Annotated in this window: 24 protein-coding genes; 13 read left to right on the forward strand and 11 right to left on the reverse strand. The window is 66.9% G+C overall.

All coding sequences use genetic code 11. The features are described from left to right. The 4 genes from ACQ3HB_RS08305 to ACQ3HB_RS08320 all read left to right on the forward strand — a co-directional run bounded on the left by ACQ3HB_RS08305 (nucleotide 1) and on the right by ACQ3HB_RS08320 (nucleotide 3799). Entirely contained in the window at nucleotides 1-1155 is a 1155-nt protein-coding gene (locus tag ACQ3HB_RS08305) for a cysteine desulfurase family protein (RefSeq protein WP_430919459.1), read from the forward strand. 204 nt (nucleotides 1156-1359) lie between these two features. Then, nucleotides 1360-2415 (forward strand): glycosyltransferase family 2 protein, encoded by a 1056-nt coding sequence (locus ACQ3HB_RS08310; RefSeq protein WP_430919460.1) that lies wholly within the window; start codon nucleotides 1360-1362, stop codon nucleotides 2413-2415. A gap of 9 nt (nucleotides 2416-2424) precedes the next feature. Next, nucleotides 2425-2610 carry a hypothetical protein gene (locus ACQ3HB_RS08315; RefSeq protein ID WP_430919461.1) on the forward strand — a complete coding sequence of 62 codons (186 nt, stop codon included), beginning with the start codon at nucleotides 2425-2427 and terminating at the stop codon, nucleotides 2608-2610. Nucleotides 2611-2668: 58 nt separating this feature from the next. Continuing rightward, the gene (locus ACQ3HB_RS08320) at nucleotides 2669-3799 is read left to right on the forward strand and encodes an N-formylglutamate amidohydrolase (protein WP_430919462.1); all 1131 of its coding nucleotides are present in this window, start codon (nucleotides 2669-2671) and stop codon (nucleotides 3797-3799) included. Nucleotides 3800-3887: 88 nt separating this feature from the next. Here the strand turns inward: ACQ3HB_RS08320 and ACQ3HB_RS08325 are convergent, their stop codons facing one another. Further along, nucleotides 3888-5234: an anaerobic C4-dicarboxylate transporter gene (locus ACQ3HB_RS08325; protein WP_430919463.1), complete on the reverse strand. Its 1347-nt coding sequence runs from the start codon at nucleotides 5232-5234 to the stop codon at nucleotides 3888-3890. Between the two features lie 239 nt (nucleotides 5235-5473). Here ACQ3HB_RS08325 and ACQ3HB_RS08330 point away from each other — a divergent pair, with 239 nt between their 5' ends. Both ACQ3HB_RS08330 and ACQ3HB_RS08335 read left to right on the forward strand, forming a co-directional pair. Then, the gene (locus tag ACQ3HB_RS08330) at nucleotides 5474-5689 is read left to right on the forward strand and encodes a hypothetical protein (protein ID WP_430919464.1); all 216 of its coding nucleotides are present in this window, start codon (nucleotides 5474-5476) and stop codon (nucleotides 5687-5689) included. Between the two features lie 230 nt (nucleotides 5690-5919). Further along, nucleotides 5920-6834, forward strand: coding sequence for an SDR family oxidoreductase (locus ACQ3HB_RS08335; RefSeq protein ID WP_430919465.1), 915 nt, complete (start codon nucleotides 5920-5922; stop codon nucleotides 6832-6834). 41 nt (nucleotides 6835-6875) lie between these two features. Here the strand turns inward: ACQ3HB_RS08335 and ACQ3HB_RS08340 are convergent, their stop codons facing one another. After that, nucleotides 6876-8540 (reverse strand): ABC-F family ATP-binding cassette domain-containing protein, encoded by a 1665-nt coding sequence (locus tag ACQ3HB_RS08340; protein ID WP_430919466.1) that lies wholly within the window; start codon nucleotides 8538-8540, stop codon nucleotides 6876-6878. A 115-nt stretch (nucleotides 8541-8655) separates the two neighbouring features. On the opposite strand from ACQ3HB_RS08340, the gene ACQ3HB_RS08345 reads away from it, so the two are divergent. Continuing rightward, nucleotides 8656-9003 (forward strand): LysR family transcriptional regulator, encoded by a 348-nt coding sequence (locus tag ACQ3HB_RS08345; protein ID WP_430919467.1) that lies wholly within the window; start codon nucleotides 8656-8658, stop codon nucleotides 9001-9003. On the opposite strand, the gene ACQ3HB_RS08350 is transcribed toward ACQ3HB_RS08345, so the two are convergent. The 3 genes from ACQ3HB_RS08350 to ACQ3HB_RS08360 all read right to left on the reverse strand — a co-directional run bounded on the left by ACQ3HB_RS08350 (nucleotide 8991) and on the right by ACQ3HB_RS08360 (nucleotide 11523). Next, on the reverse strand, nucleotides 8991-9335 hold the full coding sequence (locus ACQ3HB_RS08350; RefSeq protein WP_430919468.1) for a hypothetical protein: 345 nt from the start codon (nucleotides 9333-9335) through the stop codon (nucleotides 8991-8993). The two genes, ACQ3HB_RS08345 and ACQ3HB_RS08350, sit on opposite strands and share 13 nt — an antisense overlap. 135 nt (nucleotides 9336-9470) lie before the next feature. Continuing rightward, nucleotides 9471-10121: a GNAT family N-acetyltransferase gene (locus ACQ3HB_RS08355; RefSeq protein WP_430919469.1), complete on the reverse strand. Its 651-nt coding sequence runs from the start codon at nucleotides 10119-10121 to the stop codon at nucleotides 9471-9473. 40 nt (nucleotides 10122-10161) lie between these two features. Further along, nucleotides 10162-11523 (reverse strand): APC family permease, encoded by a 1362-nt coding sequence (locus tag ACQ3HB_RS08360; RefSeq protein ID WP_430919470.1) that lies wholly within the window; start codon nucleotides 11521-11523, stop codon nucleotides 10162-10164. A 143-nt stretch (nucleotides 11524-11666) separates the two neighbouring features. On the opposite strand from ACQ3HB_RS08360, the gene ACQ3HB_RS08365 reads away from it, so the two are divergent. Beyond that, the gene (locus tag ACQ3HB_RS08365) at nucleotides 11667-11918 is read left to right on the forward strand and encodes a hypothetical protein (RefSeq protein ID WP_430919471.1); all 252 of its coding nucleotides are present in this window, start codon (nucleotides 11667-11669) and stop codon (nucleotides 11916-11918) included. Between the two features lie 63 nt (nucleotides 11919-11981). Continuing rightward, nucleotides 11982-12320, forward strand: a complete 339-nt coding sequence (locus ACQ3HB_RS08370; RefSeq protein WP_430919472.1) for a DUF2510 domain-containing protein — start codon at nucleotides 11982-11984, stop codon at nucleotides 12318-12320. Between the two features lie 130 nt (nucleotides 12321-12450). On the opposite strand, the gene ACQ3HB_RS08375 is transcribed toward ACQ3HB_RS08370, so the two are convergent. The 5 genes from ACQ3HB_RS08375 to ACQ3HB_RS08395 form a co-directional block, all read right to left on the reverse strand. After that, nucleotides 12451-13518 (reverse strand): NAD(P)-dependent oxidoreductase, encoded by a 1068-nt coding sequence (locus ACQ3HB_RS08375; protein ID WP_430919473.1) that lies wholly within the window; start codon nucleotides 13516-13518, stop codon nucleotides 12451-12453. A gap of 405 nt (nucleotides 13519-13923) precedes the next feature. Further along, on the reverse strand, nucleotides 13924-14814 hold the full coding sequence (locus ACQ3HB_RS08380; protein WP_430919474.1) for a reverse transcriptase family protein: 891 nt from the start codon (nucleotides 14812-14814) through the stop codon (nucleotides 13924-13926). A 164-nt stretch (nucleotides 14815-14978) separates the two neighbouring features. Continuing rightward, a complete protein-coding gene (locus tag ACQ3HB_RS08385; RefSeq protein ID WP_430919475.1) occupies nucleotides 14979-15842 on the reverse strand; it encodes a hypothetical protein in 864 nt (287 codons plus the stop codon). 272 nt (nucleotides 15843-16114) lie between these two features. Further along, nucleotides 16115-17188, reverse strand: coding sequence for a redox-regulated ATPase YchF (ychF, locus tag ACQ3HB_RS08390; RefSeq protein WP_430919476.1), 1074 nt, complete (start codon nucleotides 17186-17188; stop codon nucleotides 16115-16117). Nucleotides 17189-17316: 128 nt separating this feature from the next. Continuing rightward, nucleotides 17317-18042, reverse strand: coding sequence for a class I SAM-dependent methyltransferase (locus ACQ3HB_RS08395; protein ID WP_430919477.1), 726 nt, complete (start codon nucleotides 18040-18042; stop codon nucleotides 17317-17319). A gap of 130 nt (nucleotides 18043-18172) precedes the next feature. On the opposite strand from ACQ3HB_RS08395, the gene ACQ3HB_RS08400 reads away from it, so the two are divergent. Both ACQ3HB_RS08400 and ACQ3HB_RS08405 read left to right on the forward strand, forming a co-directional pair. After that, nucleotides 18173-18754 (forward strand): exonuclease domain-containing protein, encoded by a 582-nt coding sequence (locus ACQ3HB_RS08400; protein ID WP_430919478.1) that lies wholly within the window; start codon nucleotides 18173-18175, stop codon nucleotides 18752-18754. Nucleotides 18755-18908: 154 nt separating this feature from the next. Continuing rightward, entirely contained in the window at nucleotides 18909-20366 is a 1458-nt protein-coding gene (locus ACQ3HB_RS08405) for a sugar porter family MFS transporter (RefSeq protein WP_430919479.1), read from the forward strand. 60 nt (nucleotides 20367-20426) lie between these two features. Here the strand turns inward: ACQ3HB_RS08405 and ACQ3HB_RS08410 are convergent, their stop codons facing one another. Beyond that, nucleotides 20427-21419, reverse strand: a complete 993-nt coding sequence (locus tag ACQ3HB_RS08410) for a nucleoside hydrolase (RefSeq protein WP_430919480.1) — start codon at nucleotides 21417-21419, stop codon at nucleotides 20427-20429. Between the two features lie 422 nt (nucleotides 21420-21841). Here ACQ3HB_RS08410 and ACQ3HB_RS08415 point away from each other — a divergent pair, with 422 nt between their 5' ends. Both ACQ3HB_RS08415 and ACQ3HB_RS08420 read left to right on the forward strand, forming a co-directional pair. After that, on the forward strand, nucleotides 21842-22477 hold the full coding sequence (locus ACQ3HB_RS08415; protein ID WP_430919481.1) for a TetR/AcrR family transcriptional regulator: 636 nt from the start codon (nucleotides 21842-21844) through the stop codon (nucleotides 22475-22477). Nucleotides 22478-22590: 113 nt separating this feature from the next. Then, complete coding sequence (locus ACQ3HB_RS08420) at nucleotides 22591-24075, forward strand: DNA recombination protein RmuC (protein ID WP_430919482.1); 1485 nt, start codon at nucleotides 22591-22593, stop codon at nucleotides 24073-24075. Nucleotides 24076-24113 lie beyond the last annotated feature (38 nt).

A 24113-nucleotide genomic window follows, 5' to 3' on the forward strand; every position in this document is an offset into this window, starting at 1 on the left:
GTGCTCTACCTGGACAACGCGGCGACCACGCCCGTGCGCCGCGAGGTGCTCGAGGCCATGTGGCCGTTCCTGACGAGCACGTTCGGCAACCCGTCGAGCCACCACACGGTCGGTGAGGCGGCGGCCGGGGCGCTCGCCGATGCACGGAGGAGGATCGCTGCCGTCCTCGGAACACGGGCGGGCGACCTCGTGTTCACCTCCGGCGGCACGGAAGCCGACAACCTCGCGGTCAAGGGGATCGCGCTCGCGGCGCTCGAGGCGGGGAGGGGGAGGCACCTCGTCACCTCGCCCGTCGAGCACGAGGCGGTCGCCGAGTCCGTCGCCTACCTGCGCCGGTTCCACGGCTTCGAGGTGACGGTGCTTCCGGTCGACCGCACCGGTCTCGTCCATCCGGCAGACCTCGATGCGGCGATTCGCACGGACACCGTCCTCGTGAGCGTCATGACCGCGAACAACGAGATCGGCACGGTGCAGCCGATCGCGGAGCTCGGTGCGATCGCCAGGGGCCACGGCGTCCCCATCCACACCGATGCCGTCCAGGCCGCCGGCTGGATCGACCTCGGGCTCGACCGGCTCGGCGTGGACGCCTTGAGCCTCTCCGGCCACAAGATCGGTGCTCCGAAGGGCGTCGGTCTTCTGGCCGTGCGCGGCAGTCTGCCGATCGAACCGCTCGTGCACGGCGGCGGCCAGGAGCGGGGCAAGCGCAGCGGCACGGAGAACGTCGCCGCGGCCGTCGGCCTCGCGACAGCTCTGGAACTCGCCGAGGCGGAACGCGTCGACGCCGCGGCACGGATCAGTCGGTTGCGCGACGACTTCATCGGCAGGGTCCTCCGCACTGTGCCGACCGCCGTCCTGACCGGTCACCCCGTCCACCGGTTACCGTCGATCGCCTCGTTCTGCTTCCCCGGAACGAGCGGCGAAGCGGTGCTCCTCGAACTCGAACAGCGCGGTGTCGTCTCCTCCAGCGGGTCTGCGTGTGCGGCGGGCAGCGACGAACCCTCCGAGGTGCTCCTCGCCATCGGGCTCTCGCCGGAGGTCGCACAGACCGCCGTGCGATTCAGTTTCGCGGGGACCGTGACGGATGCCGATGTGGCGGCCGCGGCGACGTCCGTGGCGCGCGCCGTGGAGGCGGTCTCGGGCGTCCGGCAGGCGTAGGGCCCGGCTCCCTGCGCCTGTCGAAGGGCCCCGAGCCCCGCTCCCTGAGCCTGTCGAAAGGCCTGCATCATCCGGTCCCTGAGCCTGTCGAAAGGCCCCGAGCCCCGGTCCCTGAGCCTGTCGAAGGGCCTGCATCATCCGGTCCCTGAGCCTGTCGAAGGGCCTGCGGGAATAGCCGTCCCACCCGTGCGCTTGACTCTTCTCGTGGACGACCCTCACCGACAGAACCCCTCAGCCGACACCATCGCGCACACCGGCTCCGCGCACACCGGCCCCGCGCTCACCGTCATCGTGCCGATGCATGACGTGGCCCCGTACCTGGACGAGTGCCTTGCCAGCCTCAGCGCTCAGACGTTCACCGATTTCGAGGCCCTCCTCATCGATGACGGGTCCACCGACGAAACCGTCGAGATCGCCCGCCGACACGACGACCCGCGGTTCCGCATCGTCCAGCAGGATCACCTCGGTCTGTCCGCCGCCCGCAACCGGGGACTCGACGAGGCGCGTGGCGAGTACGTCGGGTTCCTCGACGCCGACGACGTGCTCCCCCGAGACGCGTACGAACTCCTCCTCGGCACGATCCGACACTCCGGATCCGACTTCATCGCCGGCGCCTACGTGCGGCTGCGGCCGGCGGAGGACGGGACCGGCTACGAGCTCGGCATCGTCCAGCCATGGGTGGAGGACGCCAACCGGCGCCTCATCGGCACGACGCTCGCCGAGCATCCCGAAGCGGTCGCGAACATCGTCGCCTGGTCGAAGCTGTCGCGCCGCGCCTTCTGGGACGAGCACGACTTCCGGTTCCCCGTCGGCGAGCTCTATGAGGATCAGGTCCTCGCGGCACGGTTCTACGCCTGCGCCCGTGCGTTCGACATGATCCCCGAGGTCGTCTACCACTGGCGCATCCGCGCGGAGGGGACGTCGATCACCCAGCGGGAGCGCGAACTCGCGACCCTCGATGCGTGCTTGGGCGCGATGACGGGCATGCTCGACGCCCTCGACGACTCCGGTCACCACCACGCAGCCCAGGTGCGCCTGCGCCACAACCTGCAGCGGGATCTGCCCCGGCTGGTCCAGGCGGCCGAAGGGCAGGACGAGCATCTCGCGCTGCTGGCCGCCACGGTCGCCGCGTCGCTCGCGCGTGCCACCGACGACACGCTCTCCGCCGTTCCCGGCACCGATCTCGCCGAGCTCCTGAGCCTCGCGGCCCGCGAGGCGACGCGCCGTCTGACCGTGGCCGAACCGGTGCCGCTCGACTAGGTTGGTCCCATGGACAGCGAGCAGGAGCGCAGACGACACGAGGACGAGGGTCTCGACCCGATCACGCGCAGTCTCGCCGCGCGCGACCCCGAATACGACCTCCACACGGAGCGGCTCGTCGCTCCGGAGGAGGAGCTCCTGAAGAACTGGTTGCCGCATGCGACCCCCACCGACGGCAGCGCGCCCGCCCCGTAGACGGCGCACCCGGGTTCGGCTCTGTCGTCGGCGACGACCCCGCGAGTAGAGTCGGCGCATGAATGACTCAGCGCCGGTCCTCATCCCAGCATCCACCGTGTTCACGCCGGAGGAGATCACGTTCTGGGCCGATCGCTCGCATCGGACACTCGAACAGGCGATCGCCGAGGCGGACCTCCTCGTCAGCGCACCGCACGCGGGTGCCGCCATTCCCGCCGAGATCGCACCGTTCCTGGCGCCGGAGTTCACGCGTCGGCTGCAGTACGACTTCACCGACGTGTCGACGAGCGCCATCGTGCGGAGGTGGGCCGCGATCGATCCGCGCGTCGTCGTCGTCGAGAACCCGCATCCACGTCTGATCCGCGATCCAAACCGGCAGAAGCCGGAGGACCTCCGAGCCTCACTCCGCGAAGCGTTCGACCGGGTCCGGGCGGCCGGCCCATACGTCAAGACCGACCTCACGGGCGTCGACGCCGTTCGCCCGGTCACCTTCTCCTTCTACCCGCTGCTGCGCGTGCCGGAGGGCGATGCGGACATCGATGCGATCGCCGACACGTTCACGGAGGTCGCGACCCACGGCCTCGGCGTCTATGAAGCCACACGTGACGCGCTGACCGAACGGTTCCTCGACCGAGTGCTCGGCGAGGCGGGCCCGGACGGTTCACGCAGCGGCGGGACCGGCGGAAGCTTCACCCGCCTGTCCTTCCACGACACGATGAACACCACCACGACCGTCGACGGCGCCGTCAACGTGCCGCGCGATCCCGCCGACCGCCTGCCCGACGTCGTCGCGCTCTCGAATCGCGGCGATCACAACGGCGATCCGATCGGCGACTCCCCCGTCACCATGCGGCCGGACCTCGTCCGAGAGCTCGCCGTCGCGCACCGCGCCGGGTTCGCGGTGCGGGCCCCGGAGGCCGTCGCCCTCAACCAGCCCTACCTCGGCAGCTACGAGATCATCGACGCCGGTGCGCGCTTCCGGGAACTCGACGCGGAGGCGACCGCCGCCGGTGCGACGCTCGGCGCCGTGCAGGCGGAGTTCCTCCGCGAATACCTGCTCGGCGACGCGAACACGGCGATCCTCCATGAGCCGGGCACGGGCTGGGTCACGCCGGATCCCGACCACGTGGACCGTCTCGCGCACGCGTGCCGGACGGCTTGGGACCTGTACCGCGAGCACAGCGCCTGACGCGGGCGGCTCAGCCCGGCCCGATCAGCGCCTGCGGCCCAGCGTCTCCCGGTCAGCGTCTCCCGGTCAGCGTCTCCAGCTCAGGAGTTCACGCGGTGCCCCACAGCAGCCCGAAGATCGCTCCGAAGATGATCGTGATGACGGCCAGCACGAGCGTGGGGATGAAGAAGGAGTGGTCGACGAGCTTCGTCCCGAGCTTCGTACTGCCCGACTCGTCGAAGTTCGCCGCGGCGATCTGCGAACCGTTCGTCGGCAGGAGGTAGATGCCGGCGAACGCGCCTGCCCACATGCCGGTCAGGAGCCCGATCGGGATGCCGGCCGCGAGGCCGATCGGGACCACCGTCCTCGTCGCCGTCGACTGGCTCGTCGTCAGCACGCAGACGAGGAAGACGCCGAGCGCGAAGATCCACGGCAGCGCCGCGACCCAGCTGCCGACGGTGTTCGCGATCTCCTGCTGGTGGGCGGAGAGGAACGTGTCGGTCAGCCACGCGAGGCCGAAGAGGGCGATCGCCGAGACCATACCGGCGCGGAACACGGTCATCGTGGGGATCTCCGACACCTTCGGGCGGCAGATCAGGAGGATGAGCGTTCCGGCGAGGAACATGATGATCTCGATGATGGGCGTCATGCTGAGCGGGTCGCCGTCGCCGTCGAGCGGACGGAGGCCTTTGAAGAGGCCGAGGACCACGATTGCAAGGACACCGGCGAAGAAGATGAGCGCCGCGTTGCGCCCCTGCGTCGTGACCGTCACGTCGGCGGACTTGAGCGCGCCGTCGGTCTTCGGAGCCTGCAGGGTTCCTGCGGCGATCTTCGCCTGGATCTCCGGATCATCGGCGATGTCCTTGCCCAAGCGGGAGACCACGAAGGACGCGAGCACGATGCCGACGACCGCGGCGGGCAGTGTCACCTTGATGATGTCGATGAGCTCGAAATCGTACGGAGCGACATCGGTCAGCGTCACCATCGCTGCCATGGCCGCGGAGACCGGGCTGCAGGCGAGCGCGACACCGGTCGAGACGACCGAGAGCGAGAGCGGACGGGAGGGCCGGATGTTGTTGCGGTACGCCACGTCCTGGATCACCGGCAGCAGCGGGTACAGGATGTTCGACGTTCCGGCGCCCACGGAGAACAGGAACGAGACGAGCGGTGCGACGAGCGTGATCTGCTTCGGACTGCGCGAGATCAGTTTGGCCGCGATCGACACCATCCAGTCGATGCCGCCGGCGGACTGCATCATCGAGGATGCGAGGACGACCGAGAGCACGATGAGCAAGGCGTCGACCGGCGGTGAACCGACGGGTTCCTGGAAGACGAACACGAGGATCGCGACACCCGAGCCGCCCCACAGGCCGAGTCCGACGCCGCTCGATCTCGTGCCCATCACGATGCAGCCGAGCACCACGATCAGTTCGAGGATGAATCTGACGGTCTCCATGCGACGCCTCCCCCACGACCCCCGCGACGGGGCTGCACCCCCTCATCGGGGCTGCTCGTAGCGTAGTGGCTGAGTCCCGTTCAGCGCGATGGATTTCACCCATATCGGCGGCGCGTGCTTACCGGGCTTCGCCTGGGAAAACAAGGCATTGTGCCTGTGAGCGCGCATCGCGAGACTGGAAGGGTTCGTGATCAGCTCGTGATCCGGACGCGACGAATCAACGTATTGGGGAGGACGACATGGGTTTCCTGGATGACGCGAAGGACGCTGCCAAGGCCACCGGAGAGAAGATCGGCGAGGCCGTTCACGACGCCAAGGAGCGCGTCGAGGACAAGGTCGACGAGGTCAAGGCGGACGCCAAGGTGAAGCAGGCGGAGGGCGACGTCAAGCGCGCCGAGGCCGAGCGCGACGCCACCGAGGCGAAGAACGAGTACAAGGAGCAGCTGCGCGACTAATTCGCGCACACACGCTTCCGAGCCCCACCGCCAGCACAGGCGGTGGGGCTCGTTGCGTTTCGCGATGCGAAGCGGCTACTGCAACGACCCCACTCACTGGGACAGTGCTGGGAGTCGCAAGTTTACGAAACAGCGGTCTGTTATATTCACAACAAGAGACCAGTGGTCTATTGAACGGATCCGGAGCGCACGATCTGACGCACTCGATCCGACGAACACCGAGGAGCCACATGTACACCGTCCCCGACCAGACCGGCCGATACATCGTCATCACCGGCGCCAACAGCGGCACCGGCAAAGAAGCCACGAAACGTCTCGCGGCGGCGGGTGCCCACATCGTGATGGCGGTGCGCACCCCGGAGAAGGGTGAGGCCGCCCGCGCCGAGATCCTCCGCTCGGTGCCGGACGCACAACTCGAGGTGCGCCGCATCGACCTCGCCGACCTCTCCACGGTGCACGCCTTCGCGCAAGGCCTCCTCGATGACGGCCGCCCCATCGACGTCCTCGTCAACAACGCCGGCGTGATGGCTCCGCCCAAGCGTCTCACCACGGCAGACGGCTTCGAGCTGCAGTTCGGGAGCAACTTCCTCGGCCCGTTCGCACTCACCAACCTGCTCCTCCCCCTCGTCCGGCGGTCGGAGCAGCCACGGATCACGACGATGACGAGCGGCGTCGCGAACGCGGGCAGGATCCACTTCGACGACCTCCAGGCCACGCGCCGCTACGTCCCGTTCGCCGCGTACGCGCAGTCGAAACTCGCGGACATGCTCATGGCCGAGCACCTCGCGAACGTTTCATCGGACCGTCAATGGCGTCTCCTCAGCACGATGGCGCACCCCGGCTACACGCGGACCAATCTGCAGAGCGCGGGTGCGAACCTCGGGCGGGAGAAGCAGAAGGCGCCGTCCGATCGCACGCTCCTCCCGTCGCAGGACGTCGTGCAGGGAACGGAGCCGCTGCTGTTCGCTGCGGCCGATCACACGGCGAAGCAGGGCGGCTACTACGGCCCGAACCGTCTCGGGCTCGTCGGTCCGACGAAGCACATCAAGCGACTGCCGCGGAGCGCACGCGGCACCGATCTCGCGGCGTCGCTCTGGTCGGTCGCCGAAGACCTCACGGGGACGACGCTCCCGGCGTCGTCCTGAACCGTTGATCGCGCGGCTCGCGCAGGTGTCGCCGACGCGAGCTACAGCTCCGTGACCGTACCGGCCTCGACCAGCCATCGTCGCTCGGTCCGCACATTCTCGAGCATCCGGCGGTCGTGCGTCACGAGCAGGAGCGTGCCCTCGTAGGATTCGAGCGCCTGTTCGAGCTGTTCGATCGCCGTCAGATCGAGGTGGTTGGTCGGTTCGTCGAGGACGAGCAGGTTGATGCCGCGGGCTTGCAGCACGGCGAGTCCCGCGCGTGTGCGCTCCCCCGGCGACAGGCCGTCGACCGGTCGGTTCACGTGGTCGGCCTTCAGACCGAACTTGGCGAGCAGCGTGCGCACCTCTGCAGCGGCGAGGTCTGGCACGATCGCTTCGAACCGTTCGGCCAGCGGTTCGTCGCCGACGAGCAGCGATCGGGCCTGATCGATCTCCCCGATCCGCACACTGGTCCCGAGGCTGGCCGTGCCACTGTCCGGCAGTTGTCGTCCGAGCAGGGCTCGGAGGAGCGTCGACTTGCCGGCGCCGTTCGGCCCCGTGATGCCGATGCGATCGCCGGCGCTCACCTGCAGCGACACGGGACCGAGCGTGAAGTCGCCCTGCTGGAACACGGCCTCGTTGAGGGTCGAGACGACGGTGCTCGACCGAGGCGCCGCACCGATCGTGAACTGCAGCTGCCACTCCTTGCGCGGCTCCTCGACCTCGTCGAGCCTGGCGATCCGGCTCTCCATCTGGCGAACCTTCTGCGCCTGCTTCTCGCTCGACTCGGTCGCGGCCTTCCGACGGATCTTGTCGTTGTCCGGCGCCTTCTTCATCGCGTTCCGGACGCCCTGGCTGGACCATTCGCGCTGCGTTCTCGCACGACCGACGAGGTCGGCCTTCTTGGCGGCGAACTCGTCGTAGTCCTCGCGCTGGTGGCGCCTTGCGGTCTCGCGCTCCTCGAGGTAGGACTCGTAGCCGCCCCCGAAGACGCGGTTGGAGCTCTGCGCGAGGTCCAGTTCGAGGACGCGGGTGACGCAGCGCGCGAGGAACTCACGGTCGTGGCTGACGAGCACGACACCACCACGGAGCCCGCGGACGAAGGCTTCGAGCCGTTCCAGGCCGTCGAGGTCGAGATCGTTCGTCGGCTCGTCGAGGAGGACGATGTCGAAGCGCGAGAGCAGGAGCGCGGCGAGACCGACGCGAGCCGCCTGACCTCCGGAGAGGGAGGTCATGAGCGTGCGTTCGGCGAGGTCGGCGTCGAGCTCCAGTCCGAGGTCCGCGAGGACGGCCGGGATGCGGTCGTCGAGGTCCGCCGCGCCGCTCGCCAGCCAGCGGTCGAGCGCCGTCGAGTAGACGTCTGCCGGATCGAGCCCGTCCGAGCGCGGTCCCGTCTCGCCGAGGCCCGCCGCGGCGGCATCCATCTCGGCGGTCGCCTGTGCGCACCCGGTGCGACGGCCGATGTAGGCGGAGATCGACTCGCCGACGACCCGCTCGTGCTCCTGCGGCAGGAAGCCGACGAACGCGTCCGACGGCGAGAGGACGATCGTGCCCGCCTGCGGTTCCGTGACGCCCGCGAGCATCCGCAGGAGGGTCGACTTGCCCGCGCCGTTCACCCCGACGACACCGACGACGTCGCCGGGCGCGACCGTCAGGTCGAGCGAATCGAAGAGCGTGCGGTGGCCGAATCCCCCGGCGAGTCCCTGGGCGACGAGCGTAGCGGTCATCCTGCAATCGTCTCATCTCGGAGGGCGACCGAAGGGCACTCCGAGGTGGGACGGCCGACAGGTCGCGTAGTCTGGGACACTCCGGCCGACCGGATCCGATGGGAAGGCTTCACCGATGGACCACAAACTGCTCCGCTCGTTCGTAGCGGCGGCCGCGACCCTGCACTTCGCGAAAGCGGCCAAAGCGCTCGGGATCCCGCGGAGCCAGGTCGTCGCCGATGTCCGGAAACTCGAGGAGATCCTCGGATACCAGCTCTTCGCCCGCGACGTCGAGTCCACGCAGCTGACCGCTGAGGGCTTCGCGTTCCTGCCCGATGCGGAGCTCCAGTTGGCGAAGTCGGCCGCGGCCGCCGCACGGTCGGTGGCAGCTCCCGGAGGCAAGGCGAAAGCGTCCAAGGGCAAGGGTCGCGCGCCCAAGGTCAAGGGAGAGCCGCTCCCCTACAAGAAGCGTCAGGGGCGCTGACGCGCTTTCGCTCCGACGAGCGGCTGGGCATTCGACGCCGCTGCAACCGGTTTGCTCGGTTTGCCAGGGTTGCCAGCCCCAGCCCGCTTCTTGCCGCCCGGCCTGGCACGTGACTCCGCACATCGCAGCGCTTCCGTGAAGGTGTCGGCGTGCGTCGTCATCGGCGGTCCCGGCGACACCGAGAGGATGTCATAGCCGCTGTCCGCCTCTTCGATGTAGGCGAGCAGATAGTTCCCGTCCGCTGGATCCCCCGTGACATCCGCGACTCGCCACTCGTGCGGCCCCAGCGCCACGATGTCGAACGACGGATGCGTGTGTGTTGACCTCGGCATGCAGCCACCAGTCCATCTCCGGCCGACCACCATCGGTCGGTCCTGATCACACCGTACGTCTGCGCCCCCGACGCAGCATGGGATTGACTTCCGCGTTTCCTCGGAGAACGTTCCTAGTCCTTCGGTTGCGGCCGACTAGTGGCCGAGGAGCTGCGTCTTCGCCCGGTCCAGCCCGTGCACGTCGAGCGACCAGTCCGGACGGACGAACCGCCCGGACGGCACTCGGAAATGCACCTCGTCGTTGACCTGACCGGGCCTGCGCGTCGCCCGATGCACGCCATTGGGCTCGTAGCCGAGCGACGTCGTCACCCCGATCGACGCTTCGTTCCAGGCGGCCGCGCTCGTCTCCGCGACCTCGGCCCCTAGATAGTCGAAGGCGAAGAGCAGCACTGCCGCTCGCATCTCCTTGCCGAGGCCCCGGCCCTGCGCAGACGACGTCAACCACGACCCGGTCTGCACCGTCCTCGTCGCCCAGAACTGCGTTCCGGAGACGTCCTGCGCCCCGATCACGGTCCCCTCGTGCCGGACGACGAACGGGATGACCCAGTCGTCCCGGTGCACCCGGCCCCGCAGCGACCACTGGTAGAGCGCGATGTTGCGGGGCAGGTCCTCCGCGGACGCATCGGTCCAGGGGACGCCGAACGGCATGACGGCCGGATCGTGGATGCCCGCGAGCGCGGCATCGGCGAGCCCAGGGATGTCCTCGTCGCGGACCGGCCGGAGACTCAGTCGTGGCGAGCGCAGCTCCAGGTCGAAGAGCGGCCAGACGTCACTGAGGGAGAGCATGCGGATCAATATACCCACACGGGCATACGCAATGAGGAGTTCAGACGTCGGCGTCCCGCTTCGCAACGCTCCGGCGGCGCAGCTTCGTCGCCCCGTAGAGCGCACACCCCACGGCGACGATGATGCCGCTCCGGAGCCACACCTCGCCGCTCTGCTGGGTGAGGAGCACGATGCAGGACAGGGCTCCGAGCACCGGCAGGGCGGACCAGGCCCGGAAATGCTTGTGGTCCACGCGGTCGCGTCGCAGGACGAGCACGGCGACGTTCGTGCTGAGGAACACGATGAGCAGCAGGAGCACGACCGTCTCGGCGAGTGTCGCGACCGTCCCGGTGAGGGTCAGCAGCATCGCCACGCCCGTCGTGACGAGGATCGCCACCCACGGGGTGCCGCGACCGGCGAGCACTCTCCCGAACACGCTCGGCAGGAGTCCTTGTCGTCCCATGCCGTAGGCGAGGCGGCTCGACATGATCATCGTCAGGAGCGCACCGTTCGCCACGGCGACGAGGGCGATCGCACTGAACAACCACGCGGGGATGCCGACGCCCGTCGCATCGATGACCGTCAGCAGCGGGCCGGAGGACTTCGCGAGATCGTCGGCCGGCACGGCGATCGACGCCGCCGTTCCCACGAGGACGTAGAGCACACCGGCGGTCGCGAGCGCACCGAACAGGGCGCGGGGGTAGACCCTGGAGGGGTTCTTGACCTCTTCGATGACGTTCGCGGAGGTCTCGAAGCCGACGAACGAGTAGTAGGCGAGCAGCGCAGCGCCGAACACGGCGAAGACGGGGTCCGCTCCTTCGGCGAACGTCACGGCCCGGCCGAGGTCGCCCGATCCGCCGGAGAGCATGATCCCGACCGCGACGACGACGAGGACGAGTCCCGTGGTCTCGATCATCGTCATCACGAGGTTGGCGCGCACCGACTCCTTGATGCCGCGCGCGTTGAGGGCGGCGACGGCCGCGAGGAACACGACCGCTCCGAGGACGGGCGGGACGTCGATGAACGTCGCGAGGTAGTCACCGGCGAAGGCGAGGGACAGTCCCGCAGCGCTCACGACGCCGGCGGCGAGCATGCAGTAGCCGACGAGGAACGACACGATCGGCGTCCGGTAGGCACGTTCCGCGAAGACCGCCGAACCGCCGGCGTGCGGGTACTTCGTGACGAGCTCGGCATACGACGCCGCTGTCAGGAGTGCGAGGCCGAGGGCCACGACCATGGGCACCCACGTCACTCCCCCGACCTCGCCCGCGATCTGTCCGACGAGCGCGTACACGCCGGCGCCGAGCACATCGCCGAGGATGAAGAGGTACAGCATCCGGCCGGAGATGTTGCGTTTGAGCCCCGACGGAGTCGTCTCGCCGGGTTCCGCGGGTGCCGATGTCGCTGTCTGGTCGCTCGTCATATGCCTCACGGTATGGCAGCGTGTGGACTGGGCTCAGGGGTTGTGCTCACGCGCCTCGTCTGCATCCGATGGACTGCTCCTTCCGCTGTGCCGCCACGCGCAACCCTTGCGCCGCAGAAAAACGACAGGCGTAGGGTGGAGTGATGAGTAGCGAACGAACGACTCTCACACGCGAGCAGCGACGCTCACGATTCTGGGCCGGCATGGCGATGTCATGGGTGAGCCAACTCGTCCTCATCGCCTTGTGCGTCTGGAATCTGATCCGGCACGGCGTCCAATTCAGCTCCGGGCCGTGGGACGCCGTCGGCACGGTCATCTGGATGCTGGGCCTTGTTGTCGGCGTCGGCGGACTCATCGGCGGCATCGTCTGGCGGCGCAGGCATCCTCCGCTATAGGGGCGGTCGGGACGCTCATCCGGGTCACAGCTTGCAGCCCGGGAGCCGTTCTACGATCGGCTCATGACGAACGAATCGCGCCCGCCCGGCTGGTATCCCGATGCGGCCGGCGCGCAGCGCTGGTGGGACGGCCAGGAGTGGGCCGTCGAGACGGCCGAGGACCGGCCGGCGAAGCCGCGCAACCCGATGGGATTACTCGGACTCGCTCTCGCCACCCTCGCGTTGATCACCGCATCGCTCAGCTTCCCGTCGATCTTCGTATGGTTGCTGTCGTTCGTGGCGCTCGCGTTGAGCGTCGTCGCGACGTGTCTGCGCGGGCGCGCGCACGGTGCGGCGATCGCCGGCATCGTCGTCGCCGTGAGTGCGTTCCTCGGGACGTTCGTGCTGTCGTCCGTGAGCTGAGAGCGGGACAGTCGGGCTCGTCGCAGGCTCCCCGTCGACGCGCCTCGCGGTCTGCGCTTCGCTTCGCAGTGCGGGCTGCGATGAACGGAAACGTGACGAGCGACCTCCGGCTCGTCGCAGGGGTACAGGGTCATCCGGCCAGTGGTTCGACGATCTCGGTCGCGGTGCCGCCCCCGACGGGTGCGCGCAGGACCGCTCCTGCACGGTCCTCCAGAAGGCGCGCGGCGAGCAGCTCGCCGTCGATGGGCCCGAACCGGTCCAGTGCTTCGCGGTGCAGCCTGGTCACCAGCGTGGAGAGCTCGAACGGTGTCCCCTCCGCGTCGGCCAGCGCGACGAGCGCGTCCAGTTCTTCGACGACGCGATCGATGCCGAAGGTCGCCAGGTCATCGCCATCGAGGAGCGCGTCGAGTGACCCCGTCGTGAAGGCGCTCTCGCCTGCGCTACCCGGCAGCAGGTCCCGGAAGAGCGCTGGAGCGATGCCGAGGCGCTGGCCGAGCAGCATCGCTTCGGTGACGGCGACGGCCTGGCCGAACCACAGGAGGTTGACGAGGAGTTTCGCGGTGAAGCCGGCGGCGATGTCCGGACCGAGCCGCACGATGCCGCCCGGCCGGCTGAGATGTTCGAGGATCGGTTCGATGCGCGCGACGGCATCCGGTGCGCCGCCGACATGGAAGCGAATCGTTCCCGCCGCGGCATCGGTCGGCCCGCCGCCCATCGGGGCGCCGACGCTCAGCACACCGTGCTCGGCGGCTGCTTCCGCGATCTCGGTGGCGACGCGCGGATCGTTGCTCGAGAGGTCGAGCCAGACGGTGCCCGGTCGCATCGCCGAGATCGCGCCGGCGCGCGACTCCGTCTCGGCATCCGCGGGTGCGGCCGCCGAAGGTTCTGACGTCGAGGCCGCGGTCGCCGCGGCATCCGTGGTCGCGACGGCATCCGTGATCGCGACGGCATCCGTGGTCGCGACGCCGAGCATGACCTCACGAACCTCGGTCGGTCCCGGAAGCACGGTGATCAGCACGTCGACCGCGGCGGCGACGTCCTGCGCCGAACGACCGATGGCAGCCCCTGCGTCGCGGGCCGCGTCGCGCCGTCCTTCGACGGCATCGGCTACCGTCACCTCGAACCCTGCACCGCGCAGCCGACGCACGATGAGCAGGCCCATCCGTCCTGCTCCGATCACACCGATTCGCTCACGCACGGATGTATGTTGCCACGTCCGCCGGCCTCTCGATGCACGCTTGACACACGGCGTCGCACAGCCCGCTTCTCCGAGACTCCCAAACTCAGTGAAATCGCGTCAACTGAGGGATCAGACAAACCCGTCGTATTAGCCTGTGGGGTGCCAGCGGCTCTCCCCAACACCGGCGCGGGGCTCGTCAGGCACGTACGGACCCGCAGGGGTATCAACTCAATTGGACCTCTCCGAGATGCACTCGGCAGAAGCGGGTGAGACTTTGAACGAGAACAGAGCGCTTTACGTTCGGGCGATAATCAAAGCAGTTCTTTGAATGCTCCCACAACTCCAATCGCCCCTCTCGAACTAATAGACCAAATCAAACAGTCACCATACGACATGCGAACATGCGCCGTAAGACACCTTGTATCATCTGGCCCGCGCGCCGCTTCTAGCTGATTGGCTACGCGTCACGCGATAACCCTCAACAATACGAACATCGAGCAATTTAGCGAGTTCCGGATCAGCAACTTTTGCATATGAAGCGAGCCCAAAAAGCCGCCCAGGAGCCATAACGCCCTCATGACCAAAGTGAGCATAGCCATACTTTGAAAAGTAGTAACTTTCCACTAGCAATCTCTGTTTCATACGCCGCGGCAATCTTGGCCGATCTGCGTCGTGTCCAACATACAGACCCAGCACATACGGCGAGCGACGCATGAATCTAGTCTTAGCGGAGTTGAGACTCCAACCAGACGCAGACAATTCCTCTCCCAGCCGTTCAAGCAGGTCATCATTGACGCCGTCACCAGAAAATATTAGATCATCTACCCATCGGGAATACCTGACGTCATTCCGGCGTGCTAGTGATTCCAGTTCGAGGTCCATTTCATGAAATGCCCGATTCGACAAGACGGGACTTGTTCGAAATCCAACCGGGAGAGCACCATTGAGAAAGCATGTGCCTTCAATCCACGCGCAAGTACTCTCGTCGAAATGCGCGCGGAGCGACTCGCTGACGCGGTCGAACGAAACCTGCCCATAGAAATCTGCCAGGTCAATCGCTAGGACAATCTTCGAGCCGACATGCGGCGCCGCGGCAGTCATTGTCGATCGTCGCCGAACGAACCCATGCGCGGAATCCGCAGGGTGCCACCCGGCAGTCAGCAGCGACTTTGCTTGCCTATGGGCAACGTCGAGCCTCCCAGTGGCCCGTACAGTTCGTCTCCAACGATGCTTGCTAGGGAAGTTGATGGGCATATGATACTGCTTAGCCCATTCAGCCCAACCCTCGGCTGATCTGATGGGTAGATCTGCCATCGAAACCCGGGCCGAAAAAAGGGACCATTCAATCAAAAAAGCCTCCAGGGAAGCAAATACACCTTATTAGGGTAGACCTGCACTTTCTCCACTGGAGAAGCGTTTGGACGACTGAATGCAGTCGATACGACTTCCCTGGAGGTAAGACAACACTACACTGAAACTCACTCGGCAGCTAGCGATCGGATGAACCCGTGAAGCTGCACGGCAGAGGACATCGCTCGAACAAAACTTGAGTAGACCCTGAAACTGTAATCGCGCGCCGTCAGATGCCCCATCACGGTGAAGCGCCCGTCCTTGTCGTACTCGATATCATCCGCCATCGGAAGATCATGCTGAGTTAGGCAATTCGTAACTTGACAATGTTGCAAGGTAGATCCGACGAATTTGAGCGACGCGTACAATAGATAATCCGCGACAGCCAGCGCCGGATCCCCCTTTCCCTCAGTGTGGACGGTAACGTGATCCGTAAGAGGATGCGCCGCCTGAACCAGACCCTCGTATCGAGACAATGGACTCTGATCATCCTCAAAGACAACGTCGATCTTTCCAAATTCTCTATATCTATTTAGAACACTTGACAGCAGTCGCACGAACAAAAAATCATACATCGCAAGCGACAGAGTTGAATCGAGCATCTCATCGCTGATCGCGAAACGCACATGACCCTTGAAACTCGAGTTAGAATCGAGAGCCGCCAGCAACGGTTCAGAAAACTCAGGCCCATCATCTGTTGCATGCCAGCCACGAGTCTTGAAGTCGGATATTCTTCTAGACGATTCGATCCCACTTCTGAGAAGAATGCTGTTTCGTATTAGATTCAAGCTCGCTCGAAGATCATGCAGGTCCTGCAAGGTTTCGTATGCGACAGCTGCGACCCCATAAATCCAACGACGATCGCAATCTGCTTGCGCGGTTGCTCGACCAGCGTACTTGCAACGCACGTGGGTCAGACAGACAACCACAAGCGACTCATCTAGCTTTAATGAGACGACTATCTCGGTCTCTTCTATCTCGGATATCGACATAGCTAGATCCTAGGCGCATATGGTCAGCGCATCACGAAACCAAGCGATCCATGTTGCGAGCATCTGTCGCGTTCCAGCTGCTGACTCAATTCATTGCCGCTAAAGAAGGCAAATCACGGACGCAGGACGCGACCTGCGCGGCGCAGCGTCCGCGACTGGGAACGCAGGGCCGACAGTCGGCGCGAACGAGCCGACGCCAACGACGAAGGCCACCACGCGTGGACGTGATGGCCTTCGGGGCACTTCGACAAGCTCAGTGACCGGTGCGCGGGCTAGACGTTGAAGCGGAACTCCACGACGTCGCCGTCCTGCATCGTGTAGTCCTTGCCCTCCATACGAGCCTTGCCCTTTGCGCGGGCCTCGGCGACGGAACCCGTCTCCACGAGGTCCTCGAAGGAGATGACCTCAGCCTTGATGAAGCCCTTCTCGAAGTCCGTGTGGATGACACCGGCAGCCTGCGGCGCCTTCGCGCCCTGCGGGATCGTCCACGCACGCGACTCCTTCGGACCGGCGGTCAGGTACGTCTGCAGACCGAGGGTCGCGAATCCGATGCGGGCGAGCTGGTCGAGTCCGGACTCGGTCTGACCGGTCGATTCGAGCATCTCCTTCGCGTCGGCCTCGTCGAGGTCGACGAGCTCGGACTCGAGCTTCGCGTCGAGGAAGACGGCCTTCGCAGGAGCCACGAGCGCTGCGAGCTCGTCGAGCTTCGCCTGGTCCTGCAGCACGGCCTCGTCCACGTTGAACACGTAGATGAACGGCTTCGACGTCAGCAGACCGAGCTCCTTGATGGGCTCCAGGTCGATGTTCGTCGCGGACAGCGGGGTGCCGGCGTTCAGCGCGTCCTGCGCCTCCTTCGCGGCGACGAGGACGGAGGGGTCGAGCTTCTTGCCCTTGATCTCCTTCTCGAACCGCGGGATCGCCTTCTCGAGCGTCTCGAGGTCGGCGAGGATCAGCTCCGTGTTGATCGTCTCCATGTCGCCGGCCGGGTTGACCGAACCGTCGACGTGCACGACATCGGGATCGGCGAATCCGCGGACGACCTGAGCGATCGCATCGGCCTCACGGATGTTCGCGAGGAACTTGTTGCCGAGCCCCTCACCTTCGCTCGCACCCTTGACGATGCCGGCGATGTCGACGAACGACACCGCAGCGGGCAGGATGCGCTCGCTGCCGAAGATCTCGGCGAGCTTCCCGAGCCTGGCGTCGGGCAGTTCCACCACGCCGACGTTCGGCTCGATCGTCGCGAACGGGTAGTTCGCTGCGAGCACGTTGTTGCGCGTGAGCGCGTTGAAGAGGGTTGACTTGCCGACGTTGGGCAGGCCGACGATGCCGAGAGTAAGAGCCACGAGGGTCTATCGTACTTGGCCGCGCCGAAGCCCGCTCGCCAGCCTGATCCAGAGGCGTGCAGGAAGAGTGCCGGAACCGCCCCGGATCGGACCTGCGTCGGCGCTGCCCAGGGCCGCGCGACGCCTGCTCAGGGTCGCGTCGCGCGGAAGCAGACCGTCCGATACGGCAGGCGAACGACATCGCCGAGGCCTGTGACCAGCGCATCGACCTCGCTGCGCACCTGGGTACGGCGCTCCTCGTCGGCGGTGATGATGTAGCTCCGAGAGAACACGAGGTCCATGACCTCGTCGTGCGAGAGCTCGTCGACCCAGCTCGTCTCGAACCGCTCCAGCTCCCCGAACGGCGCGAGCACCTCCGGCGTGCCGATGCTGTTCTCCGTGTTGCCGTCGTCGAGGATCCGACCGAGTTCGGCGACCCACGGCTCGCTCTCGTCGCGGAAGTTCCAGACGAGACCGAGCGTTCCTCCCGGCCGCAGCACGCGACCCACCTCGGCCGATGCCGCCACGGGATCGACCCAGTGCCACGCCTGGGCGACGACGACCGCGTCGGCGGCGCCGTCGGCGATCGGGATCTCCTCAGCCGTGCCCACCATCGCCTCGACGCCGGAGACGACATCGCCGAGGATCGTCAGCATCGCCTGGGAGGGGTCGATCGCGACGACGTCCTTCGCCCGTTTGGTGAGGAGTCGCGTGAGCTTGCCGGTCCCCGCGCCGAGGTCGATGACCGCGTTCGCATCCGCAGGGACGAGCCAGTCGACGGCATCCTGCGGGTATTCGGGACGGCCTCGTTCATAGGCTTCTGCCGCCGCCCCGAACGAGGCGGCCTGGAGTGCGCGGGTGTCTGCATCTGTCACGGATCGAGCGTACTCCCGACGCGGAGACGCACTCGGGGCTTGCACTTCCGGCCTCGGCGACTCCATGAGAATGCCCACGATCCCGGCGAGGCGATCCGTCTCTGTCGGAGGATGGTGCGAGGGTGAACGGGTGCCACTGGATTTCACCGCAATCGACTTCGAGACCGCGAACTCGTCGTCGGCCTCCGCCTGCAGCGTCGGCCTCGTGAAGGTGCGCGCCGGCGTCATCGTCGACCGGGTCGGCTGGCTCATCCGCCCGCCCGCCGGCCACGACGCCTTCCTGGAATGGAACACGCGCATCCACGGCATCGTCGCCGGCGACGTCGTCTCGGCCGCGGGCTGGGACGAACAGCTCGACGACCTCGTCGCGTTCGCCGACGGTGATGCGCTCGTCGCCCACAATGCAGGCTTCGACATGGGCGTCATCCGCGGCGGGTGCGCCGCGACCGATCTCGTGTGCCCCGACTTCACCTACCTGTGCAGTCTCAACGTGGCTCGCAAGACCTACCACCTCGACTCGTACCGTCTGCCGATGGCGGCGATGGCCGCCGGCTTCGAGGACTTCCGCCACCATGATGCGATCGCCGATGCCGAGGCCTGCGCGCACATCATGATCCACGCGGCAGGACGCCACGGCGCGGACAGCATCACCGGGCTCGCCGAAGCGACCAAGGTCAAGCTCGGTCGTCTGGGCACTCCGATCGCAGCGTAGGCCGGTCGACGGCAGGCCGCGATCGTCACCTGCGCGATCGTCATCTGCGCGATCGTCACCTGTGGGACATCGCAGCGATGTCATCGGAACCCTTGCATGCCCATCTGGCATATGAGAGATTGTCGTTACAAATCCCTCACCCTCAGGAGCGTCAATGTCGATCTTCCCTGACACACCCACCACCCCCATCGCCGTCCGCGGCGGGGCGGGCAAGCCGTCCAGGCGATTCCTCCGAACCGTCACCATCATCGCCACCCTCGGCGGCTTCCTCTTCGGGTACGACACCGGAGTCATCAGCGGTGCGCTCCCGCTGATGCACTTCGGCGACGGCCCGCTCACCGCGCTCGCGGAGGGCACGATCGTCAGCGCCCTCCTCTTCGGAGCCGCGCTCGGCTCGCTTCTCGGCGGACGCATCGCCGACCGACGAGGACGCCGCCGCCTGATCCTCTGGCTCGCGGTCGTCTTCTTCATCGGAGCGCTCGGTTGCGCATTCGCCCCGAGCATCGAGGTGATGATCGCCGCACGCTTCGTGCTCGGCATCGCGGTCGGCGGCGCGTCGGTGACCGTCCCGCTCTACTTGGCCGAGATCTATCCCGCCGCACGGCGCGGAGCGCTCGTCACCCGCAATGAGCTCATGATCGTGTCCGGGCAACTCGCGGCCTTCACCGTCAACGCCGTCATCGGCTCGCTGCTCCCGGACAACGACGGAGCGTGGCGGTGGATGCTCGTGATCGCATCGATTCCAGCCGTGCTCCTGTACTTCGGAATGCTCATCATGCCGGAGAGCCCTCGGTGGCTCATCCTGCAGGGGCGTTTCGCGGAGGGGCGGAAGACGCTGCTACGCGTGCGAACGTCGGACGAGGCTGAGGCCGAGTTCGCGGACATCCAGGCCCACGACGACCGGCCGGAGAACCGTGGGGCGCCCAAGCTGTCCGACCTCGCCGTGCCGTGGCTGCGACGCGTGTTCTGCATCGGCCTCGGCATCGCGATGGTGCAGCAGCTCACCGGCGTGAACTCGATCATGTACTACGGCGTGCAGATCCTCCAGCAGTCCGGGTTCAGCAGCCAGGGCGCGCTCGTCGGCCAGATCGGCAATGGCATCGTTTCGGTCCTCGCCACATTCGTCGGCATCTGGCTGCTCGGTCGGATCGGACGTCGACCCATGCTCATCTCCGGCCTCATCGGCACGACGACGGCGCTGCTGCTCGTCGGGCTCTCCTCCGCCATCATCCCCAATCCACCGGACGGCGAACTCGGCGTCAAGCCGTTCGTCATCCTGGCGCTGACGATCACCTTCCTCGCGTTCCAGCAGGGCGCCATCTCGCCGGTCACGTGGCTCATGCTCGCCGAGATCTTCCCGACCCGCATCCGCGGACTCGCCTTCGGCCTCTCGGCACTCGTGTTGTGGCTGACGAACTTCCTGGTCGGATTCGCATTCCCTCAACTCGTCGCCGGGATCGGCATCTCACCGACGTTCTTCATCTTCTTCGGTGTCGGGCTCATGCTGATCACCTTCGTCGCGCGGGTCGTCCCGGAAACGCGCGGGCGGAGCCTCGAGGAACTCGAGGACGACCTGCGAGCGAGGTACTCGTCCAGGCGCGGCACGGCGTGATCGTGCCGTGCCGCATCGCCCGTGTCGCCAGTTTCGCCAGCCTCGTGCCGCGCAGCCGGCTCAGACCGCCGCAGGCACGCCCGGCGTGAAGGCGAGGATGCGCTCCACGAGGTGCGCAGCGAGCTTCCGATCGGTGTCGAGCACCACTCGTGTGCGACGACCGACACGGTCGACCGGTCCGAACCGCTGCCCGCGGAGGTCGCAGATCGTCTGGCCACGGCCCGGGCCCTGCGTCGTGTCCACGACGACGGGAACGGCGGGGGCGCGGGTCGCGGTGATGCCGCCGACCACGATGGCGGCCGCGAGCGGATCGTGGAGCGCACAGCTGCGCCGACCGTAGACCACGACGTAGAAGTCGTAGTAGACGTCGAGGATCTCGCCGAGCGCACGTGCGAACGGCGACTCCGCGGCCAGCAGGGTCTCGCGATCGCTCTCTTCGAAGACGTTCTCCTCGGTGACATCGAGCGGGACGAGGACGACGTCCCAGTCGGCTTCCATCACGGCGGCGGCCGCCTCCGGGTCGTTCCAGATGTTGGCTTCCGCGACGGGCGTCACGTTGCCTGGCGTGAGCGCGGCGCCGCCCATGACGGTGACGCCGTGGACGCGCTCGGCCAGCGTGGGGTCGAGCCGCAGCGCTTCAGCGAGGTTCGTGAACGGACCGATGGCGAGCACCCGCAGCTCGCCGTCGTACTCGTGGGAGAGGCGGATGAGGAGTTCGGCGGCGCTCTCCGCGATCGGTTCGAGGCCAGAGGGCGGGAGTGTGACATCGCCGATGCCGTTGGCGCCGTGCACGTGCGGCGCGCCGCCGTCGAACGTCCCGGCGATGGGGTGGTGCGCACCGATGGCCACGGGGATGTCCGGGTGCCCCGCGAGCGCCAGGAGATCGAGCGTGTTGACCGCGCCCTGCGCAGCGCTCACGTTGCCGCTCACCGTGCCGATGCCGACGATCTCCGCCTCGGGCGACGCGAGCAGGTAGGCGATCGCGAGCGAGTCGTCGATGCCCGTGTCGCAGTCGAGGTAGACCGGGATGCGTGGGGCGGGTGTCGTCGTCATGGTTCTCCGGTCGTACAGGCGAGTGGGCGACCTCCAGGATAGACGCGCTCGGCGCCCGCGCCTGCTTTCGCCCCCGCTCAGCGTTGCGTTCATGTGACGAGTTTCCAAGATGTTCTTGGACGACTGTCAAGGCTCCGGACACGGTGCTCGAATCCGATTCTTGGACGATCGTCAAGGAATATCCTGGACGACTGTCAAGAGATTCCTTGGACGAGTGTCCAAGGAATCCTCGAACGCTCGTCCAAGGAACATCTGACGCTTGTCAAATTCGTCTTGAACGAACGCCCAAGCTATCTTGGACACTCGCCCGATTTTGCCCAGGCGATTTCAACCGGGCGTAGCATGGCCCGATATCCGCGAGCGCTGAGTTCCAGCTCCACGTCTGCTCACGGATCCCCGACTGAGACGAACGGAGGCACCACGTGTCAGCACAGACGGCGGTGACCGATCGGATCACACGGGGCCAGGTCGACAAGTTCGGCGAGCGGCGCGACGCCCTCGCGGACGCGGCACTCCTCACGCTGTCGGAACTCGGCTACGCCCGTACGAGCCTGCGCGACATCGCCCAGAACTCGGACTTCTCCCACGGCGTGCTGCATTACTACTTCGAGGACAAGGTCGACCTCATCACCTACTGCGTCCGCCGGTACAAGACGACGTGCGTGAAGCGGTACGACGAGGTCTTCAACAGCGCCACGACGGCCGCCGAACTGCGGATGACCTTCGCGAACGACCTCGCGACGACCCTCGTGAACGACGCTCCGATGCATCGACTCTGGTACGACGTGCGCAGCCAGAGCCTCTTCGAGTCCGCGTTCCGTGCCGATGTCGTCGAGATCGACAGCAGCCTGGAGCGGATGATCGGCCGCATCGTCGAGCGGTACGCGGAACTGCGCGGCACGATGAGCGCCGTCCCCTCCTCCGTCGCCTACGGCACGCTCGACGGCCTCTTCGTCCAGGGGTTGCTCAAGCACCTCTCGGGCGATGCAGGGGCGCCGTTCGCGCTCCGCTCGGCCGTCGAGGACCTCCTCCCCCGCTTGATGCTCGCTCGCGCCTGAGCGACCCGCGACTGTGCTGCCCGCGCCTGTGCTGCCCGCGCCTGTGCTGCCCGCGTTCGGGACCCTCCGGAGCGCAACCGGCCGATGTCGGCGGTCGGCGGCACACTGAGGCCATGGACACGGCACTCGCACTGGGACTCGGGCTCGTCATCGGCCTCCTCGTCGGCGGCGGACTCGCGTGGATGCTCGCGATGCGCCGGTCGAACGCGGGCGCGGCCGGAGGCGGTCAATTCAGCGCCATCGATCCAGCCCTCCTCGAAGCCCGGCATGCCGCGCAACTGGCGGAGGTCCGCTCCGACGCGCAGCGCCAGCTCGCCGAGTCGTCCGCGCGCGAAGCCGACGTCCGGGCATCCCTCCGCGCAGAGCTCGCCTCCCTGGACGCGACCGCCGACGGCCTGACCCGGGAGCTCGCCGCACAACGCGAGCAGTACCGCGACCTCATCGAGCGCCAGCGGGCCGATGCGGCGGCACGATCCGCGCAGGAACAGGACGAGAGTCTCGTCCTGCAGGCGCTCGCCCCGGTCCAGAACACCCTGCAGCAGATGCAGCAGAAGGTCACGGAGCTCGAGACGCAGCGCAGCCAGCAGCACGGCGAGCTGAGCCAGCAGCTGAAGACCGCTTCCGAATCCGAGGAGCGGCTCCGGTCCACGACCGAGTCGCTCGCGTCAGCCCTCCGCAACAACGCCACACGAGGCGTCTGGGGCGAGACCCAACTGCGAAACGTCGTCGAAGCCGCCGGTCTCACGCAGCGGGTCGACTTCGACGTGCAGACGAGCATCACCTCCGATGCCGGTGCGGGGCGCCCCGACATGGTCGTGCGGCTGCCGGGCGGCAAGTCGATCGCGGTCGATGCGAAGGTGCCGTTCACCAACTACCTCGAAGCCAGCAGCATCCCCGTCACCGCGACGGGCGAGGAGGCCGCCCGCCGGACCACGCTCCTCGGACAGCATGTGAAGGCCGTGCGCTCCCACGTCGACGCCCTCGCGGCCAAGACCTACTGGCGGGGCCTCGAATCCAGCCCCGAGTTCGTCATCGCGTTCATCCCGAGCGAATCGCTCCTCGCAGCGGCATTGGAATCGGATCCGAGCCTGCTCGACTACGCCTTCGGGAAACGCGTCGCCCTCGCTTCACCCGTCAACCTGTGGGCGGTGCTCAAGACCGTCGCGTTCACCTGGCAGCAGGACGTGCTGACCGAGGACGCCAAACGGCTCTTCGACCTCGGTAAGGAGCTGTACCAGCGGCTCTCGACACTGTCGGACCACGCGGATCGCCTGCGTCGTTCCATCGAGAGCACCGTGTCGAGCTACAACCAGTTCGCGAACTCCCTCGAACGTCGTGTGCTCGTCACGGCCCGGAAACTCGACGCCCTCGACGAGTCGACCGTCGTCGCGACCGTCACCCAGAGCGATGCGGCCCCGCGTTCTCTCTCCGCGCCCGAAGTGGCACCTGGGCTCGACGACGAGCCGCAGCACGGGCCGGCGCCGCTGAGGCAGCCTGAGCAGCCGGAGCTCGACTTGCCGGATGAGCCGGAGACCGCGTCCGGAAACGACGAAGCGCTCCCCAGCGAACTGGAGGAGCGCCTCGCCGACCGGCTCTGAACCGATCAGTATTGATCCGATCAGTACCGAACCGACCG

This window comes from Plantibacter lichenum, assembly GCF_050587525.1.
Taxonomy (GTDB): Bacteria; Actinomycetota; Actinomycetes; order Actinomycetales; family Microbacteriaceae; genus Plantibacter.

What these genes read in the sequence shown, in the direction of transcription:
- ACQ3HB_RS08315 (WP_430919461.1), top strand. Translation starts at nt 2,425, where the DNA reads ATGGACAGCGAGCAGGAGCGCAGACGACACGAGGACGAGGGTCTCGAC.
- ACQ3HB_RS08320 (WP_430919462.1), top strand. Translation starts at nt 2,669, where the DNA reads ATGAATGACTCAGCGCCGGTCCTCATCCCAGCATCCACCGTGTTCACG.
- ACQ3HB_RS08325 (WP_430919463.1), bottom strand. Translation starts at nt 5,234, where the DNA reads ATGGAGACCGTCAGATTCATCCTCGAACTGATCGTGGTGCTCGGCTGC.
- ACQ3HB_RS08330 (WP_430919464.1), top strand. Translation starts at nt 5,474, where the DNA reads ATGGGTTTCCTGGATGACGCGAAGGACGCTGCCAAGGCCACCGGAGAG.
- ACQ3HB_RS08335 (WP_430919465.1), top strand. Translation starts at nt 5,920, where the DNA reads ATGTACACCGTCCCCGACCAGACCGGCCGATACATCGTCATCACCGGC.
- ACQ3HB_RS08340 (WP_430919466.1), bottom strand. Translation starts at nt 8,540, where the DNA reads ATGACCGCTACGCTCGTCGCCCAGGGACTCGCCGGGGGATTCGGCCAC.
- ACQ3HB_RS08345 (WP_430919467.1), top strand. Translation starts at nt 8,656, where the DNA reads ATGGACCACAAACTGCTCCGCTCGTTCGTAGCGGCGGCCGCGACCCTG.
- ACQ3HB_RS08350 (WP_430919468.1), bottom strand. Translation starts at nt 9,335, where the DNA reads ATGCCGAGGTCAACACACACGCATCCGTCGTTCGACATCGTGGCGCTG.
- ACQ3HB_RS08355 (WP_430919469.1), bottom strand. Translation starts at nt 10,121, where the DNA reads ATGCTCTCCCTCAGTGACGTCTGGCCGCTCTTCGACCTGGAGCTGCGC.
- ACQ3HB_RS08360 (WP_430919470.1), bottom strand. Translation starts at nt 11,523, where the DNA reads ATGACGAGCGACCAGACAGCGACATCGGCACCCGCGGAACCCGGCGAG.
- ACQ3HB_RS08365 (WP_430919471.1), top strand. Translation starts at nt 11,667, where the DNA reads ATGAGTAGCGAACGAACGACTCTCACACGCGAGCAGCGACGCTCACGA.
- ACQ3HB_RS08370 (WP_430919472.1), top strand. Translation starts at nt 11,982, where the DNA reads ATGACGAACGAATCGCGCCCGCCCGGCTGGTATCCCGATGCGGCCGGC.
- ACQ3HB_RS08380 (WP_430919474.1), bottom strand. Translation starts at nt 14,814, where the DNA reads ATGGCAGATCTACCCATCAGATCAGCCGAGGGTTGGGCTGAATGGGCT.
- ACQ3HB_RS08385 (WP_430919475.1), bottom strand. Translation starts at nt 15,842, where the DNA reads ATGTCGATATCCGAGATAGAAGAGACCGAGATAGTCGTCTCATTAAAG.
- ACQ3HB_RS08405 (WP_430919479.1), top strand. Translation starts at nt 18,909, where the DNA reads ATGTCGATCTTCCCTGACACACCCACCACCCCCATCGCCGTCCGCGGC.
- ACQ3HB_RS08410 (WP_430919480.1), bottom strand. Translation starts at nt 21,419, where the DNA reads ATGACGACGACACCCGCCCCACGCATCCCGGTCTACCTCGACTGCGAC.
- ACQ3HB_RS08420 (WP_430919482.1), top strand. Translation starts at nt 22,591, where the DNA reads ATGGACACGGCACTCGCACTGGGACTCGGGCTCGTCATCGGCCTCCTC.